Source organism: Herbaspirillum autotrophicum (genome assembly GCF_001189915.1).
Classification (GTDB): Bacteria; Pseudomonadota; Gammaproteobacteria; order Burkholderiales; family Burkholderiaceae_D; genus Herbaspirillum; species Herbaspirillum autotrophicum.
The window spans coordinates 35,471-50,871 of sequence record NZ_LFLS01000034.1 but is presented as its reverse complement, the minus strand read 5'-3'; the positions used below and the strand labels follow the sequence as shown (position 1 = coordinate 50,871).

Here is a 15,401-nt window from a genome sequence, read left to right as displayed (position 1 = left end):
TGACGCGCCGGTGTCAAGTGATGGTGACGCGGAAGCGCGATACCGAATTTTTCAACTGATCGGCCAACTCCGACAGCTCGTTGAACAGAGACAGAACTTGCTCTCGCCCCTGTTCGATCAATTCATTTTCCGTCAGGATATTGTGAATATTCTGCGCCACGCTGTTGGCAGAAATGGCCTGATGCCCGGTCGAGGAAGAGATGCCTTGAATCAGTTCCGCCAGTTGATTCGATACGCGTCGGATATCCGACAGCGATGCTCCCGCAGCATCAGACAATTTGGCACCTTCGACCACACCGGCCGTCGATTTTTCCATCGCGGCGACGGCATCGTGGGTATCGGCCTGAATCATGCGTACCAGTGCGCCGATCTGTCTGGTCGCCGCGCTGGATCGCTCAGCCAGACGTTGCACTTCTTCGGCCACGACCGAAAAGCCGCGCCCGGCCTCACCGGCCGATGCCGCCTGAATCGCAGCATTGAGCGCCAGCACGTTGGTCTGTTCGGTGATGTCAGAAATCAGTTCGGTGATTTCACCGATTTCCTGCGAGGATTCGCCCAGACGCTTGATGCGCTTTGACGTTTCCTGAATCTGTTCGCGGATTTCATTCATGCCCTTGACCGCATCTTCCACCGCCTTGGCGCCGCGCTCGGCGACAATCACCGAATGACGGGCAACATCCGCAGATTCGTTGGCGGAGATCGATACATCCGTAATCTGTATCGACATCTCCAGCATTGACTGCCCGGTTTCATGAATGCGACGCGCCTGTTTCTGGCCCGAGGTGGTCAGTTCGGTGGTGGTCTTCTTGACGTGATCGGAAGTCGCCGCAACTTGTGAGGCGGTTTGCGTGACCTGCCCCACCAGTCCGCGCAATGCTTCAACGGTGTAATTGACCGAGTCGGCGATGGCGCCGGTGATATCTTCCGACACCGTGGTATGCACCGTCAGATCGCCGTCGGCAACTTTTTGCAATTCATTCATCAGGCGCAGAATCGCAGCCTGATTGATGGCGTTGGTGCGCATCGCCTTTTCTTCCTGCTGTTGCGCATGCAAACTCTGGGCTTCCGCTTCCTGACGTCGCAGTTCCGCTTCGGCGGCATTGCCGCGACTGCTTTGCAATTGTACCCAGGCGATACCGATACCGCAGACCAGTGAGCCCAGCATCGACAGCAGCATCAGCCAGAACGTCCAGGACCGCGATTCCTGTGCCAGACGATAATCGTTTTGCAATACGGTCAGGTGCTGCTTGAGCATTTCATTTTCCATGAAGACCAATTGCTCGGATTGCTTGGCAGCGATGAAATTTTGCAGATTGCTGAGAATGTTGGCGACCAGCGGCTGATACTCGCCAAACACCTTGCTCAGTTCCATCAGCTTGTCGCGTACATCTTTGTCGCGTACGGCATTGAGTCGCAACAACTCGCTGCCGTTGAGAAAACCATCGATGATGTCGTGGAAGGTATTGACGTCCTTCCCCAACAAAAAAGCGGTTTCGGGATTGACGCCTTCGGAGGTCAGAAACTCGTTGGCGCTTTTGCCGAGCCGCAGCGTCAGCAATACCAGCTGACCGGCGGCGGAAATTTCGCGCGGCGAATTGCCGCCTTGCGAATGCAGCATTGAAATCTGTTCACTGAGATCAAGCAAGGTCGGCGACAACAAACGCAAACGTCCCAGCGTCGCCCCGAAACCGGTCAGCTCGGGACGCAAATTGAGAATCGTGGCGGCGGCCTTGTCCGTGTGGTCCCACACTTTCTTGACGTCGTTGAGCACCGGCGTCATGGCCGGCTCCGGCGGGCTGATGGAACTGCCCTGATAATTCCCACCCAGCATCAGCAGATTCAGTCCCTGATTGAATTCGCGGCGGCTTTCGGTCAACTGGTTGAAGGCTTCGCGGTTACCCTGAATTGCATTGGGCACGGCCTTGCCGATACGCTGCGAATGCATCACCAGATCGCTGGTGATGTGCGCCTGCAAACTCGCGTGAATATAATTCTTGGAACCCAGCCACAGAAAAAAGGCAGTCGACATCAACGCCAGCGCCAACAGCAATAGCAGGATGCGCGTCTGTTGACGCAATGAAAAACGACCAATCAACGGCAATCTCAAATTTTTTCTAGAATCAAGTCTCGCGATTTCGATTGAGGTGACGTCATTGATACGGGCAGCAGAAATGGATTCGGTTTGCACTGAAGGTTTAGTTTTGATTCCAGGAAGACGCGGCAGCTTGAGTGCCATGACTGAGACTCCTTGATTACTTGTTCAGTTCATCGAAAACGGTGTCAGGCAATTAACGCCCGACCTGCATGAAAAGCGGATCGGCCAGCAGCGGCCGCAATCCTATCTGCACCCATTCATTTTTATCCTGATCCAGATACGCATGCGTGGCGCCGGGTATCGACAGATATTTCGCAGGTTCCTGCAACACCATGTCGCCGATATGCCGCAAGCCCAGCACCCGCGACACCAGTAAGGCATTGCTGGCAGACAGTGCCGCAGCAAAGACGACGATGCGACTTTCCTTGCCCCAGGTCTGCAAGGCACCGCCATGAAACCGCTGAAGGTCGACAATGCCGACCAGATTGCCGCGGATATTGGCCAGACCAAGGTACCAGTCTTTCGTCAATGGCACCGCCGTTACCGGCATCGGCGGCACGATTTCCCCCGCTTCGCGCAGGTCCAGCAGACAACGCTGCTCGCCGATCATCACGCCCAGCCGGCTGTCGCGCATGCCGACACCGTCGCGGGCTGCCGCCATGCGATCCAGCAAGCGCGCCTGGAATTCATGCAAACTCAGACGCGGACCGCGCTCGCGTTGCCCTGACAATTCCGGAGCCACCGTGTCAGGCAGTATCAGACGATTTTCCGGGCTCAACAAATGGCACCGATTTTGGAGAGTAATTCGGCAGGATTGACCGGCTTGACGATGTAGTCGCAGGCGCCCTGGCACAATGCCCAGACCCGGTCTGCTTCCTGTCCCTTGATGCTGCACATCATGATCGACAACCCCTGGTTTGCCGGATCCCTGGTGATCTGACGCGTCAACTGAAAACCGTTTTTGCCCGGCATCACCACATCCATCAACACCAGTTCCGGTTTGTCATAATGAATCTTGCGTAACGCATCATCGCCGTCGGCCGCCGTGGCAACCTGAAAACCATGGCGTTGCAAAATGTCCGACAGCATGTAGCGATCAGTCGGCGAATCATCGACGACGAGAATTTTCCTGATCCGCATGTGCGTCCCCCTGTAGATGCACCACCGCAAACGTCGCTACCCCTGTATTTTGACCACCTGAGGTGCATACCCGGTTACTGCACTGAGCAAGCTGTCCTGACTGAATGGCTTGGTCAGATATTCATCGGCCCCGGCGGCAATACCGCGTGCCCGGTCGAAAATACTGTCTCTGGACGACAGCATGATTACTGGAATGGTACGGGATTGCGGGCTGCTTTTGATTAACGCACAGGTCCGGTAACCATCAAGACGCGGCATCAGAATGTCGCAAAATATCAGGTCGGGAGCATGCTCAGCCACCTGAGACAAGGCATCCAGCCCGTCTTCTGCCAGCAGTACCTGACAGCCGGCCTGCGCCAGAAATATCTCCGCAGAACGGCGAATCGTAACGCTGTCATCAACCACCAGCACTTTCAAGGCGACATTGTCGTGCCCGGTCTGGTCGAGTCCCGCTGCAACGTTTCCATTTTCCATGGCAACCTTTTCATCAGAACCTGGCTCCTGAATGACCGCCCGTGCGGTATTGCAGGAATGCGTTCCCGTCAGGCAACCGGTAACTGACATTCGCCCAACTTTAGCAAAAAGCTACCATTTTTGGAATACGAATAAAGCGGTCTTACTGCCTTATATTGTTGAAAAGGAATTTATCCGGCCGGTGCCGGACTGGCGGCGCATCGTTGCAATGACGCCGCCGTATGCTATCCAAGACGCTGCCCGGTACGCTGCCAGACGCGGTATTGCCGCACGGCGCGGCCGTTGAACACTGTTAATTACAGTGCAACCATTTCGAAATCCTCTTTGCGGGCGCCACATTCCGGGCAGGTCCAGTTGATCGGGACGTCGTCCCAGAGCGTACCCGGGGCAATGCCTTCTTCCGGCAAACCGGCTTCTTCGTCGTATACCCATCCACAAATCAGGCACATCCAGGTCTTAAATTCTGTTTTGCTATCGCTCACGGCTGACTATCCCTCAAATCAATCAAGTAAAATGGTAAACCAGATATCTTAATCTACTCGCCGTGCAAAACCAAACTTCTCCGTTGATATTAACCTTTGGCCCCTCCGATCCTGTCGGTGCCATTGGTATCCAGGCTGACCTGGCCACATTTGCGGCGATGGGCTGCCATGGCCTCTCGATCATCACCGCCATTCTGGTCGGTGATACCGCCCGTATCGAAGATGCCCAGATCATCGATGTCGACTGGGTCGCCGATCAGGCACGCGTGATTCTGGAAGACATGCCGGTAGCCGCCTTCAAGGTCGGCGCCGTGGGCAGCATTGAAAACATCTCGGCGATTGCTGAAATCGTGTCCGATTACCCCGATATTCCGCTGATTCTGGATCCGTTCATCTCCGTCATGCCCAATCAGGAAGGCGACGATGACGATAATCTGATCGCCATCCGCGAATTGCTGATTCCGCAAACTACACTGATGCTGGCGTCGGCGGTCGAGTTGTCGCGACTGGCAGAAACCTGGCGTGAACCGGTACCTAACGACGCACTGCCGCTGGACGCCATGCGCATCGTCGAGATGGGTTGCGAATACCTGTTTGTCACCGGCACGCCCGGCGATGTATCCGAAGTCGCCAACACGCTGTTTGATGAAACGGGTATTGTCCGGCGCGATACCTGGCAACGCTTGCCCGGCTCCTTTGTCGGTGCCGGCTCCACCCTGTCGGCAGCGATTGCGGCGATGCTGGCAAACGGCCTCGAAATTCCCGAGGCGACCTCCGAAGCACAAGAATTCACACTGGCCGCGCTGGCTCACGCGCAACGACTGGGCATGGGGAAACTCATTCCAGACCGCTACTTCTGGGCCCGCGAGTCAATCGAACCCAATTAATTTGTTTTCCACGGATTTTCTGCATGAGCACACCTACCTCCAGCACCAACGATGCGCTTTTCGCGCGCGCCCAACTCACTACCCCCGGCGGCGTCAATTCTCCGGTACGGGCATTCCGCTCGGTCGGCGGCACGCCACGCTTCATTACGCGGGCTCAGGGTCCTTATTTCTGGGATGCCGAAGATAAACGCTATATCGATTACATCGGTTCCTGGGGACCGGCCATTGTCGGCCATGCACACCCGGCAGTAGTACAAGCGGTACAGGAAGCAGCCGCGCGCGGCCTGAGTTTCGGCGCGCCGACTGCGGGTGAAATCGAAATGGCAGAAGAAATCTGCAAACTGGTGCCATCGATCGAACAAGTGCGTCTGGTATCCAGTGGTACCGAAGCCACCATGAGCGCATTGCGACTGGCACGCGGCGCGACCAAACGTGACAAGATCATCAAATTCGAAGGTTGCTATCACGGTCACGCCGATTCCTTGCTGGTCAAGGCCGGCAGCGGTTTGCTGACATTCGGCAATCCAACCTCCGCAGGGGTGCCGGAAGATTTCGTCAAACATACTTTGGTGCTGGACTACAACAGCGTCGAGCAACTCGAAGAAGCATTCCGCAACGCCGGTGATGAAATCGCCTGCGTGATCGTCGAGCCGGTTGCCGGCAACATGAATCTGGTGCGCGCCACGCCGGAATTTTTGCAGGCAATGCGCAGCTTGTGTAGCATGCATGGCGCGATCCTGATTTTCGACGAAGTAATGTCGGGTTTTCGTGTGGCACTCGGCGGTGCGCAAGAACTCAACGGCATCACCCCCGACCTGACCGCGTTGGGCAAAATCATCGGTGGTGGTCTGCCGGTAGCGGCATTCGGTGGCCGCGCCGACATCATGAAGCATCTGGCGCCGCTGGGCTCGGTGTATCAGGCCGGCACCCTGTCAGGCAACCCGGTCACGGTTGCTGCGGGTCTGAGCACCCTCAGGATCATCCAGCAGCCGGGTTTCTACGAGTCACTCGGCGCCCAAACCAAAAAACTGACCGATGGCTTGACGGCAGCGGCGAAAGCAGCCGGTGTTCCGTTTGCCGCTGATGCACTGGGAGGCATGTTCGGTTTGTACTTCGCACCACAAGTACCAGCCAGCTACAGCGAAGTCATGCAGGGCGACAAAGAGCGCTTCAATGTGTTTTTCCACGCCATGCTGGATGCCGGCGTTTATCTGGCACCGTCGGCTTATGAAGCTGGTTTTGTTTCCGCACAGCATGATGACGCCATCATCGAGGAAACCATTGCTGCCGCGCGCAAGGCATTTGCCGCCGTCGCCTGACGGGACTGGCGGGCCGGCTGCGGCCGGACCGGGCAATAAAAAAGGACGCAGATGCGTCCTTTTTTATTGCTGCCGGTCAACGCCGGCGTTGCTGTCCTGCTTTCCGTATTACGCGGAGAAGGAAGAGCCGCAACCGCAAGTAGTCGTTGCATTCGGATTCTTGATCACGAATTGCGCGCCTTCCAGGTCGTCCTTGTAGTCAATTTCCGCGCCAACCAGATATTGATAGCTCATCGAATCGATCAGCAACTGGACGCCGTTCTTGTCCATGGTGGTGTCGTCTTCGTTGACGATTTCATCAAACGTGAAACCGTATTGAAAACCCGAGCAACCGCCGCCCTGAACGAAGACCCGCAATTTCAGGTCTGGATTGCCCTCCTCTTCGATCAGCTGCGCAACTTTGGCTGCGGCGCTGTCACTGAACAGGATCGGGGATGGGATAGTGCTGACTGGGATTTCTGCGATGGCATTCATTTTGGGCTCCGGCATGGGCGAACAATGACTTCATTATAAGCGCTACAGAAAATTCATGCATCGCCGCTTGACGCGGCCAGCTTGAGCACCGGGGCTTCTTCGTTCTGGCCATGGCTGAGTTTGCCTGACACCAGTGCCCCGCCATGCATTTCCAGCGCTTTGTAGTACACATCTCCTGTTATGCGGGCTTTCGGCTGTAATTCAAGTAGCTCTGCCGAATGAACGTCGCCGATGATTTCACCGTTGACAATCAGATGCGCCGCGCGCACTTCACCGACGATCCTGGCATGCTCGGAAATGACCAGCACGCTTGGCTGTCCGACTTCAGCGTTGATATTGCCCTTGATATGGCCGTCTATGCGCAGGCCCCCCTTGAAGTTGACATCGCCGATGATATTGGTCGAAATGCCGATCAGGCTATCGATGGTGCTTTTGTTTTTGCGTCCCAACATGATTTCACCTCACAAATTCACCGATTGCTGGGTCCGCATCTGACCTCGGTCCAATACGCGCGCCTGAATCGCTTTGATGGTTGCTCCCTCGGGCAGGGTCAAGATCCCCTCCACCCGCTGATAATATTTGAATGCGAGCTTGTAACGCGCCAAATCTGCTGCATTCTGCTCGGGGAAATTGATAATAGCACTTTTGCCCGCCTGCAACACCGTTACGCTCAACTGTAAATTACCGGTGAACTCACGCGCGCCCTTCTCCCCTTGAATCACGAGCAATCTGTAACGCAATTGGTTCGGCGCAATGATTTCCGCCTTCAGCCGCTGGATGGTAATGCCTTGCACACCGATATTGGTAGGCAACAAACTTTCAAAAAAGGCAAGATCCTCTTTCAGTTTGGCATTTTCCGTTTCCAGCGCCTTGATTTGTCCGGCCAGTTGCGTCTGCGCCGAACGCTCGATGTTGAGCTGGCTTTCGGCCGCATTGGCCGAGGAGGACAACTGATCACGCTCGGCGCCCAGCTTCCTGACTTGCTCGCTGAGGGTCGCCACCTGATCTTTCATGCCGCTCGGATTGAGACCGGCGAAATTACGCCCGAGATCGTATGCCCACATGGCAATGGCCCCGCCCAAACCGACAACGACCGCCAGGAACACAGCCCTGAGCGGCCAAGGCAAATGACGTTTGATGGTCATTTTCGGCGCAGAAATCGACATGCGCCGCACCCATAGTTTGAACTTCACGGCAACACAGGTACGTGCTGCAGACCGGTCGTTTCATCCAGACCGAACATCAGGTTCATGCATTGCACCGCCTGACCTGATGCGCCCTTAACCAGATTGTCCTGCACCACCAGCACCACTACCGTATCGCCATCACCGGGACGATGCACCGCAATCCGCAACATGTTGGAAGAACGCGTACTGCGTGTTTCCGGATGCGAGCCGAACGGCATCACGTCAACAAACGGTTCATTTTTGTAAGCATCTTCAAACAGCGCTTGCAGCGTAACGTTGTCCACTTCGCGATTCAGACGCGCATACAGCGTTGAATGCATGCCGCGAATCATGGGCACCAGATGCGGCGTAAACAGCAAACCCAGCTTGTCCGATGTCAGCTTCGACAATTGCTCCAGCGTTTCCGGCGAGTGGCGGTGACCCGACACGCCATACGCCTTGAAGTTATCGGACGCTTCGGAAAACAGCATCGCCACTTCCGCCTTGCGACCGGCACCGGAAACACCCGACTTGCAATCGGCGATGATGTGCGAGGCATCAATCACGCCGGCCTTGAGCAACGGCGCCAGTCCCAGTTGCATGGTCGTCGGATAACAACCGGGGTTACCTACCAGCCGCGCCTTCTTGATCGCGTCACGGTTGAGTTCGACCAGACCGTAAGCTGCTTCCTTGAGCAACTCAGGGCAGCTGTGCGGCATCTTGTACCACTTCTCGAACACCGCCGTATCCTGCAAACGGAAATCCGCCGCCAGATCGATCACTTTGACACCGGCTGCCAGCAACTCTGGCGCCTGCGCCATGGCGACACCATGCGGCGTCGCAAAGAAGACCACATCGCAATCCGTCAGACGGGCTTTTTCCGGTGCAGAAAAAGCGATATCGACACGGCCGCGCAATGAGGGATACATCTCAGCCACCGGCATGCCATCTTCCTTGCGTGAAGTGACTGCCTGCAATTGCACCTGCGGGTGCGTTGCCAATATGCGCAGCAACTCCACGCCTGTATATCCGGTACCGCCGACGATGCCTACCTTGATCATGTCTGTTCCTTGCTGGTTCAATTGCAATTTATTTTAACAGGAGAATATTGCTGCCACGTTACCCTCGGCATGCTGCGGCGACATTCATTGTCGCCCTGACATTTCTTCGGACCGGACCCGCCACAATATATGAAATGCGCAGCTGCTGCCGACGCCATACTGCGCGCACCAAAAAAAAGCCGCCAAGCGCAATGCCGGCGGCTTTTCGATGTGCTGAAAACGCACGCGTCGGGATAAATCCTAGCGCTTGGAGAATTGTTTTGCGCGACGTGCCTTGCGCAAACCAACTTTTTTACGTTCCACTTCGCGAGCATCACGAGTAACGAAACCTGCCTTGGACAGTTCCGGCTTCAGTGTTGCATCGTAGTCGATCAGAGCGCGTGTGATGCCGTGACGAACAGCACCTGCCTGGCCCGACTCGCCACCGCCATGCACATTGACCATGATGTCAAAACGCTCGACGTTGTTTGTCAGTTCCAGCGGCTGGCGAATGACCATCAGGCCTGTTTCGCGCGAAAAATATTCATTTGCCGGCTTGCCGTTGACGACAATCTTGCCCGAACCGGTTTTGATGAACACACGAGCCACTGCACTCTTGCGACGGCCGGTTCCGTAATTGTAGTTACCGATCATGTCTGTTCCTTAGAGTTCGAGTGCTTTAGGTTGCTGAGCTGCGTGCGGATGTTGACCATCTGCGTACACTTTCAGCTTCTTGATCATCGCGTAGCCGAGCGGGCCCTTAGGCAGCATGCCCTTGACCGCTTTTTCCAGCGCGCGACCTGGAAAACGCTGTTGCATTTTCAGGAAATTGGTTTCGTAGATGCCGCCTGGATAGCCGCTGTGACGATAGTATGTCTTTTCAGTAGCTTTGGTACCTGTGACGCGCAACTTGCCCGCATTGATCACGACGATGAAATCGCCGGTGTCGACGTGCGGAGTAAATTCCGGTTTGTGTTTGCCGCGCAGTCGGAGTGCCACTTCGCTGGCAACACGTCCGAGGACTTTGTCCGTCGCGTCAATCACGAACCACTCGCGCTTTACCTCATGGGCTTTAGCGGAAAAGGTTTTCATGTTGACTTCCTAATGTAAATAAATAAACGCTCAAATTGGCGGTTCCACAAACTTGGTGCCAGGGCGAAATTGCCACCCCGCGTTTGCAGACTCATCCTTGTTATCTTTCCAGAGCGCACGGAAAGCCGAGAATTATAGCCTTTTCAATGACTTAGCGTCAAAGACTTTCTTGGCCGGGGCTGGCTTTGCCGGCATATCCGCGGTCAATTGACGACATTCCCGGGCGCACTGCCTCCGGCGGCTGTGGGAAAACGGACAAAAAAAACCCGAAACATGGTTTCGGGTTGAATCCACACCTGAGAGGAGGGTGGAGGAGACACTGGTTGACTGTCGCGCAGTGCGCTGGCCGGTCAGTGATTTCAATATAGCAAATCAATTTGTGCATCGCAAGGTAGCTTTATCAAAAAATTGAAACAATTTCCAAATTCGCAACACTCGAACTATCTGCTCATACAACGAGACCACGCCAGTATTGATGTGAAAGACTCCAAACCAAAATAAATTCCAAATAGAAATATTATTGCTTCGCAATATAACCAGAAATTTATCGATTGCAAAAACTCCACACCGATAAAACGCCCTTGACGAGAAAAGCTACAATACCGATTTCCCAATTATCAAAACGAGAACGCAAATGGAATGCACAGTACGCTGGACCGGCTTGTCCGGCATGACTTTCCTGGCAGAAACAGGCTCTGGTCACGTAGTGGCGATGGATGGCGCACCTGATGGCGGTGGCCGCAATCTGGCGCCGCGTCCGATGGAAGTCGTACTGCTTGGCACCGGCGGCTGCACTGCTTATGATGTCGTGGTTATTTTGCGCAAGAGCGGACAGGACGTCCGGGGCTGCGAGGTAACACTGAAGTCCGAGCGCGCTGAACAGGATCCCAAGATTTTCACCAAGATCCACTTCCACTTCACCGTCCGCGGCCGCAACCTGAAGCCAAACGTGGTGGAACGCGCGATCAAGTTGTCACATGATAAATATTGCTCGGCATCCATCATGCTGGAAAAATCGGCCGAACTGACTCACTCTTTCGAAATCATCGAAGACCTGACCGAGCCGGCACCACAGCAATAAACCATGGCAGCCGGGTGATCCGGCAGCCCGGATCATTCCGAGGTTTACTTACAGGTAATAGGCGACCGCTGTCATGACTTTTGACATCGCTTTCATCGCTCCGCGCACCGGCGCCGGCATCTCGACCGCGCCGAGTGCCCGTGCAGCAGCACCGTGCTCGGCTTCGTCCACCCGCATTTGTTCGACAATCGCGCGTGACCGGGCATCCTGCGGCGGCAATTTTTCCAGATGACTGGTCAGGTGCAGCTCAACCTGACGCTCGGTTTCGGCGACAAAGCCAAGATTGCGCGCATCCCCTGCTCTGGCCGCAATCGTACCGAGCACATAAGAACCGGCGTACCACAGCGGATTGAGCAAGCTGGTGCGCGAACCCAGTTCCCGCAAACGCTCGGCAGTCCAAGCCAGATGATCCTCCTCTTCCAGACCGGCATGCACAAATTGCTGCTTGAGCGGCTGCGATTGCGTGAAACGGCCTTGCGCGTCGTACAACGCCTGCGCACAGACTTCCCCGACGTGATTGATCCGCATCAGCCCGGCACTGTGCCGTTTCTCTGCATCATTGAGCAGACCGTCACCGGCCAGCGCCGCCGGATTCGGACGCGAAGACGTGACCACGCCACTGACGACGCGCAGCGCCTTGTCGACATCAGCAATCACCTTATCCAGAAAATGCATATGCAATCACTCGCCTTTCATTTCACTTCACACACTTAAACCAGCTTCCAGTTGATGCTTTCGCCGCCATTGAGCGGCACCACCACCGAGTCTCCCATCGGCAATTCAGCAGGAATGGTCCAGCTTTCGCGACGCAAGGTAACGCTGCCCTGATTGCGCGGCAAGTTGTAGAAATCCGGACCATTGAAACTGGCGAACGCTTCCAGGCGATCCAGTGCATCAGCCTGATCGAATGCTTCGGCATACAGCTCCAGCGCGTGCAGCGCGGTGTAGCAACCGGCACAGCCGCAGGCGTGCTCCTTGAGTCCCTTGGGATGCGGCGCCGAATCGGTACCAAGGAAAAATTTGTTGCTGCCGGAAATCGCCGCCGCGATCAGCGCCTGGCGATGCGTCTCACGCTTGAGCACCGGCAGACAGTAATAATGCGGACGAATACCGCCCTTGAAAATTTCATTGCGGTTGTACAGCAAGTGATGCGCAGTAATGGTGGCGGCAGTCGGACCGGTGTCGGCCATCACGTAATCGGCGGCATCCCTGGTCGTGATATGTTCGAACACCACTTTCAATTCCGGCATATCGCGACGCAACGGCAACATCACGCGGTCGATGAAGACGGCTTCGCGATCGAAAATATCGATGGCCGGATCAGTGACTTCGCCATGCACCAGAAATGGCATACCGACTTCCTGCAGCGTTTCCAGCGTTTTGTAGCACTTGGTCAGATCGGTGACACCGGCATCGGAATTGGTAGTGGCGCCCGCCGGATACAGTTTGACGGCATGCACGAAACCGCTGTCTTTGGCGCGGCGGATTTCCTCCGGCGGTGTATTGTTGGTCAGGTACAGCACCATCAGCGGTTCGAAGTTCATGCCCGCCGGCAGTGCTGCCAGAATGCGATCGCGATATGCGGCAGCCTGCGCCGTGGTAGTGACCGGCGGCTTCAGATTGGGCATGATGATGGCCCGCGCAAACTGCTTCGCCGTATGCGGCAAAACGCTGTTGAGGGTAGCGCCGTCGCGCAAATGCAAATGCCAGTCATCCGGCCGGGTTATCGTCAATACGTCAGTCATTACTCTTCTCTTCCTCAATGCGTCTGCGCCAGCGCCATGCGGCTGGCGAATCAAAACCTCAAGCCCGTCATTTTACCGCAGCGGCAGATACTGATTGCTGCGGCTGCCGCTGCGACCATGAAAAAAGCCGCTTCGACAGGCATCGAAGCGGCTTTGGGTACAGCGCGATACGGGCGATCAGTGAATGATCTTGGCCAGGAAATCGCGGGCGCGGTCAGAGCGCGGCGAATCAAAGAAAGCATCTTTCTGGCAATCTTCAACCACCAGCCCCTTGTCCATGAATACCACGCGATTTGCCACTTTCTTGGCGAATCCCATTTCATGCGTCACGACCATCATGGTCATGCCTTCCTGCGCCAGACCTACCATCACGTCCAGCACTTCGTTGATCATTTCCGGATCGAGCGCCGAGGTCGGCTCATCGAACAGCATTGCAATCGGATCCATCGACAACGCACGGGCAATCGCCACGCGCTGTTGCTGACCACCCGACAACTGCCCCGGGAACTTGTCTTTTTGTGCAATCAGGCCGACGCGATCCAGATACTTCAAGCCCTTTTCGGTGGCTTCGTCGACGCTGCGACCGAGCACCTTGACCTGACCGATGGTCAGGTTTTCACGAATCGACAAATGCGGGAACAGCTCAAAGTTCTGAAACACCATGCCGATGCGCGCGCGCAGTTTCGACAGATTGGTTTTCGGATCACCGACCGAAATGCCATCAACCGTGATGTTGCCCTTCTGGAATGGCTCCAGACCATTGACGGTCTTGATCAAGGTCGATTTGCCCGAACCGGACGGACCGCACACCACCACCACGTCGCCCTTGGCGACACTGGTGGTGCAATCGGTCAAGACTTGAAAGCTGCCGTACCATTTGCTGACGTTGTTGAGTTCAATCATTTATTTCTCCTGATTCCTGAGTTCGGTATATGCGCCGCCGGCGCACTGAGTCGGTTAGCGAATAATGGCGATGCGGTGCTGGAAGCGTTTGACCAGTTGCGACAAGGCGAAACTGAGAACAAAGTAGACCACTGCCACGAACAGATACATTTCCACCAGACGGCCGTCGCGCTGGGCAATTTTCGATGCGCTGGTCACAAAGTCCGGCACCGAGCCGAGCACATAGACCAGCGACACGTCCTGAAACAGCACAATCGTTTGCGTCAGCAGGATTGGCGTCATGTTGCGGAACGCCTGCGGGAGCACCACGTTACCCATCATCTGCCAGTAATTCATGCCGATGGCATAGCCCGCAAAAACCTGACCACGCGGAATCGATTGAATTCCCGAGCGCATGATTTCGCAGTAATACGCCGCTTCAAACAAAATGAAGGTAATCAGCGCCGACTGGAATGCACCGACCTGAATCGGCTCGCTGGCGCCAATGATCCAGGCACCGATGTACGGCACCAGGAAGTAGAACCAGAAAATCACCAGCACCAGTGGAATCGAACGGATCAGATTGACGTAAGTCGTCGCAACGAACGCCATCGTCTTGTTGCTCGACAGACGCATCATCGCCAGCAGGGTACCGATGATGATGCCGCCGGCCATGGCCGAAAACGTCAGCACCATGGTGAACTTCAGACCGGTCGTGAACAGGTAGTACCAGGACCGCTCGATAACGTTGAAATCGAAATTTGAAAACATGATTTAGTGTCCTCCCGTACTGGAGCTGCCAGTCGTGATGTAGCCGGGAACGGCAGTCACTTTTTCCAGAATCCGCGCTGCCAGCAGCGCAATCACGGAAATGACAATGTAGATGATGGTGGCGCCGGTCAGCGCCTCGAACGTCTGGAACGTGAATTCACGCATCGAGTAAGTCGCCGCAGTCAGCTCGACCAGGCCGATGGTCAACGCCACCGAGCTGTTCTTGATGATCGCTGCAAACTCGTTGGTGAGCGACGGAATGATGATACGGAACGCCATCGGCAACAGTACGTAGCGATAGGTCTGCACCGGTGTCAGTCCAAGCGCCGAGCCGGCATTGCGCTGACCGCGCGGCAAGGCGTTGATACCGGTCGATACTTGCACCGCGACCCGCGCCGAAGTAAAGAAACCGAGCGCCAGAAATGCCGTGATGAACGAAGCATTCGGCAACGCCTTGAGCCAGTTGCCGATACCGGCAGGGACCAGCTCCGGCATGACGAAATACCAGAGAAACATCTGCACCAGCAGCGGAATATTACGGAACAGTTCGACATAGCCGTTGGCGATGGTAACTGCCCATGGTTTTTGGGTAGTACGGATGGTACCGACGATGGTGCCGAGGATCAGCGCCATGATCCAGGCCGATATTGCCGTGGCGAGGGTCCATTTGAGACCGATCAGCAGCGTATCGATGTAGGGGATGCCGTCCGGAGATTGCTCCCAGAAGATGCCCCAGTTCCAGTTGTAATGCAT

The 15,401-nt window shown here is 55.7% G+C and carries 20 protein-coding genes; 4 read left to right on the top strand and 16 right to left on the bottom strand.

All coding sequences use genetic code 11. The features are described 5' to 3' along the window. Nucleotides 1-13: 13 nt before the first annotated feature. The 4 genes from AKL27_RS21740 to AKL27_RS21725 are packed head-to-tail and all read right to left on the bottom strand — an operon-like array spanning nt 14 to nt 3,709. Nucleotides 14-2,236, bottom strand: a complete 2,223-nt coding sequence (locus tag AKL27_RS21740; RefSeq protein ID WP_050464962.1) for a methyl-accepting chemotaxis protein — start codon at nt 2,234-2,236, stop codon at nt 14-16. Between the two features lie 52 nt (nt 2,237-2,288). After that, entirely contained in the window at nt 2,289-2,873 is a 585-nt protein-coding gene (locus tag AKL27_RS21735) for a chemotaxis protein CheW (RefSeq protein WP_232311062.1), read from the bottom strand. Then, nucleotides 2,870-3,235, bottom strand: a complete 366-nt coding sequence (locus tag AKL27_RS21730; RefSeq protein WP_050464961.1) for a response regulator transcription factor — start codon at nt 3,233-3,235, stop codon at nt 2,870-2,872. Before AKL27_RS21730 ends, AKL27_RS21735 begins: the two co-directional genes overlap by 4 nt. Before the next feature lie 36 nt (nt 3,236-3,271). Further along, entirely contained in the window at nt 3,272-3,709 is a 438-nt protein-coding gene (locus AKL27_RS21725; RefSeq protein WP_050464960.1) for a response regulator, read from the bottom strand. Between the two features lie 31 nt (nt 3,710-3,740). On the opposite strand from AKL27_RS21725, the gene AKL27_RS27925 reads away from it, so the two are divergent. Beyond that, nucleotides 3,741-3,995: a hypothetical protein gene (locus AKL27_RS27925; RefSeq protein ID WP_157057042.1), complete on the top strand. Its 255-nt coding sequence runs from the start codon at nt 3,741-3,743 to the stop codon at nt 3,993-3,995. A gap of 10 nt (nt 3,996-4,005) precedes the next feature. Here AKL27_RS27925 and AKL27_RS21720 read toward each other — a convergent pair whose 3' ends face one another. After that, the gene (locus tag AKL27_RS21720; RefSeq protein WP_083439209.1) at nt 4,006-4,158 is read right to left on the bottom strand and encodes a rubredoxin; all 153 of its coding nucleotides are present in this window, start codon (nt 4,156-4,158) and stop codon (nt 4,006-4,008) included. Between the two features lie 95 nt (nt 4,159-4,253). Here AKL27_RS21720 and thiD point away from each other — a divergent pair, with 95 nt between their 5' ends. Together thiD and hemL are read left to right on the top strand one after the other, a co-directional pair. Further along, the gene (thiD, locus tag AKL27_RS21715; protein ID WP_050464958.1) at nt 4,254-5,078 is read left to right on the top strand and encodes a bifunctional hydroxymethylpyrimidine kinase/phosphomethylpyrimidine kinase; all 825 of its coding nucleotides are present in this window, start codon (nt 4,254-4,256) and stop codon (nt 5,076-5,078) included. A 23-nt stretch (nt 5,079-5,101) separates the two neighbouring features. Continuing rightward, entirely contained in the window at nt 5,102-6,397 is a 1,296-nt protein-coding gene (gene hemL / locus AKL27_RS21710) for a glutamate-1-semialdehyde 2,1-aminomutase (RefSeq protein ID WP_050464957.1), read from the top strand. Between the two features lie 108 nt (nt 6,398-6,505). Here hemL and erpA read toward each other — a convergent pair whose 3' ends face one another. From erpA to rplM, 6 genes are all read right to left on the bottom strand, one after another. Continuing rightward, nucleotides 6,506-6,871 carry an iron-sulfur cluster insertion protein ErpA gene (erpA, locus tag AKL27_RS21705; protein ID WP_050464956.1) on the bottom strand — a complete coding sequence of 122 codons (366 nt, stop codon included), beginning with the start codon at nt 6,869-6,871 and terminating at the stop codon, nt 6,506-6,508. A 53-nt stretch (nt 6,872-6,924) separates the two neighbouring features. Next, nucleotides 6,925-7,323, bottom strand: coding sequence for a bactofilin family protein (locus tag AKL27_RS21700; protein ID WP_050464955.1), 399 nt, complete (start codon nt 7,321-7,323; stop codon nt 6,925-6,927). A 9-nt stretch (nt 7,324-7,332) separates the two neighbouring features. Next, nucleotides 7,333-8,037: a DUF6776 family protein gene (locus AKL27_RS21695; protein WP_050464982.1), complete on the bottom strand. Its 705-nt coding sequence runs from the start codon at nt 8,035-8,037 to the stop codon at nt 7,333-7,335. 23 nt (nt 8,038-8,060) lie between these two features. After that, the gene (gene argC / locus AKL27_RS21690) at nt 8,061-9,098 is read right to left on the bottom strand and encodes an N-acetyl-gamma-glutamyl-phosphate reductase (RefSeq protein WP_050464954.1); all 1,038 of its coding nucleotides are present in this window, start codon (nt 9,096-9,098) and stop codon (nt 8,061-8,063) included. Between the two features lie 240 nt (nt 9,099-9,338). Further along, the gene (gene rpsI / locus AKL27_RS21685) at nt 9,339-9,731 is read right to left on the bottom strand and encodes a 30S ribosomal protein S9 (RefSeq protein ID WP_050464953.1); all 393 of its coding nucleotides are present in this window, start codon (nt 9,729-9,731) and stop codon (nt 9,339-9,341) included. 9 nt (nt 9,732-9,740) lie between these two features. Continuing rightward, nucleotides 9,741-10,169, bottom strand: a complete 429-nt coding sequence (rplM, locus tag AKL27_RS21680) for a 50S ribosomal protein L13 (protein ID WP_050464952.1) — start codon at nt 10,167-10,169, stop codon at nt 9,741-9,743. A 634-nt stretch (nt 10,170-10,803) separates the two neighbouring features. On the opposite strand from rplM, the gene AKL27_RS21675 reads away from it, so the two are divergent. Then, nucleotides 10,804-11,250, top strand: coding sequence for an OsmC family protein (locus AKL27_RS21675; RefSeq protein ID WP_050464951.1), 447 nt, complete (start codon nt 10,804-10,806; stop codon nt 11,248-11,250). Nucleotides 11,251-11,298: 48 nt separating this feature from the next. Here the strand turns inward: AKL27_RS21675 and coq7 are convergent, their stop codons facing one another. The 5 genes from coq7 to AKL27_RS21650 form a co-directional block, all read right to left on the bottom strand. Further along, on the bottom strand, nt 11,299-11,925 hold the full coding sequence (gene coq7 / locus AKL27_RS21670) for a 2-polyprenyl-3-methyl-6-methoxy-1,4-benzoquinone monooxygenase (RefSeq protein WP_050464950.1): 627 nt from the start codon (nt 11,923-11,925) through the stop codon (nt 11,299-11,301). A gap of 35 nt (nt 11,926-11,960) precedes the next feature. Continuing rightward, nucleotides 11,961-12,995, bottom strand: a complete 1,035-nt coding sequence (gene pyrC / locus AKL27_RS21665) for a dihydroorotase (protein WP_050464949.1) — start codon at nt 12,993-12,995, stop codon at nt 11,961-11,963. A 177-nt stretch (nt 12,996-13,172) separates the two neighbouring features. Further along, complete coding sequence (locus tag AKL27_RS21660) at nt 13,173-13,898, bottom strand: amino acid ABC transporter ATP-binding protein (protein ID WP_050464948.1); 726 nt, start codon at nt 13,896-13,898, stop codon at nt 13,173-13,175. Between the two features lie 54 nt (nt 13,899-13,952). Further along, entirely contained in the window at nt 13,953-14,648 is a 696-nt protein-coding gene (locus AKL27_RS21655) for an amino acid ABC transporter permease (RefSeq protein ID WP_050464947.1), read from the bottom strand. A gap of 3 nt (nt 14,649-14,651) precedes the next feature. Beyond that, entirely contained in the window at nt 14,652-15,401 is a 750-nt protein-coding gene (locus AKL27_RS21650; RefSeq protein WP_050464946.1) for an amino acid ABC transporter permease, read from the bottom strand.

Coding starts and splice junctions, on each gene's coding strand:
- AKL27_RS27925 (WP_157057042.1), top strand. CDS start 3,741: ATGACCGCCCGTGCGGTATTGCAGGAATGCGTTCCCGTCAGGCAACCG.
- AKL27_RS21650 (WP_050464946.1), bottom strand. CDS start 15,401: ATGCATTACAACTGGAACTGGGGCATCTTCTGGGAGCAATCTCCGGAC.
- AKL27_RS21660 (WP_050464948.1), bottom strand. CDS start 13,898: ATGATTGAACTCAACAACGTCAGCAAATGGTACGGCAGCTTTCAAGTC.
- AKL27_RS21725 (WP_050464960.1), bottom strand. CDS start 3,709: ATGGAAAATGGAAACGTTGCAGCGGGACTCGACCAGACCGGGCACGAC.
- erpA (WP_050464956.1), bottom strand. CDS start 6,871: ATGAATGCCATCGCAGAAATCCCAGTCAGCACTATCCCATCCCCGATC.
- argC (WP_050464954.1), bottom strand. CDS start 9,098: ATGATCAAGGTAGGCATCGTCGGCGGTACCGGATATACAGGCGTGGAG.
- AKL27_RS21695 (WP_050464982.1), bottom strand. CDS start 8,037: ATGTCGATTTCTGCGCCGAAAATGACCATCAAACGTCATTTGCCTTGG.
- pyrC (WP_050464949.1), bottom strand. CDS start 12,995: ATGACTGACGTATTGACGATAACCCGGCCGGATGACTGGCATTTGCAT.
- AKL27_RS21700 (WP_050464955.1), bottom strand. CDS start 7,323: ATGTTGGGACGCAAAAACAAAAGCACCATCGATAGCCTGATCGGCATT.
- AKL27_RS21740 (WP_050464962.1), bottom strand. CDS start 2,236: ATGGCACTCAAGCTGCCGCGTCTTCCTGGAATCAAAACTAAACCTTCA.
- AKL27_RS21655 (WP_050464947.1), bottom strand. CDS start 14,648: ATGTTTTCAAATTTCGATTTCAACGTTATCGAGCGGTCCTGGTACTAC.
- rpsI (WP_050464953.1), bottom strand. CDS start 9,731: ATGATCGGTAACTACAATTACGGAACCGGCCGTCGCAAGAGTGCAGTG.
- hemL (WP_050464957.1), top strand. CDS start 5,102: ATGAGCACACCTACCTCCAGCACCAACGATGCGCTTTTCGCGCGCGCC.
- rplM (WP_050464952.1), bottom strand. CDS start 10,169: ATGAAAACCTTTTCCGCTAAAGCCCATGAGGTAAAGCGCGAGTGGTTC.
- coq7 (WP_050464950.1), bottom strand. CDS start 11,925: ATGCATTTTCTGGATAAGGTGATTGCTGATGTCGACAAGGCGCTGCGC.
- AKL27_RS21720 (WP_083439209.1), bottom strand. CDS start 4,158: ATGTGCCTGATTTGTGGATGGGTATACGACGAAGAAGCCGGTTTGCCG.
- AKL27_RS21730 (WP_050464961.1), bottom strand. CDS start 3,235: ATGCGGATCAGGAAAATTCTCGTCGTCGATGATTCGCCGACTGATCGC.
- AKL27_RS21675 (WP_050464951.1), top strand. CDS start 10,804: ATGGAATGCACAGTACGCTGGACCGGCTTGTCCGGCATGACTTTCCTG.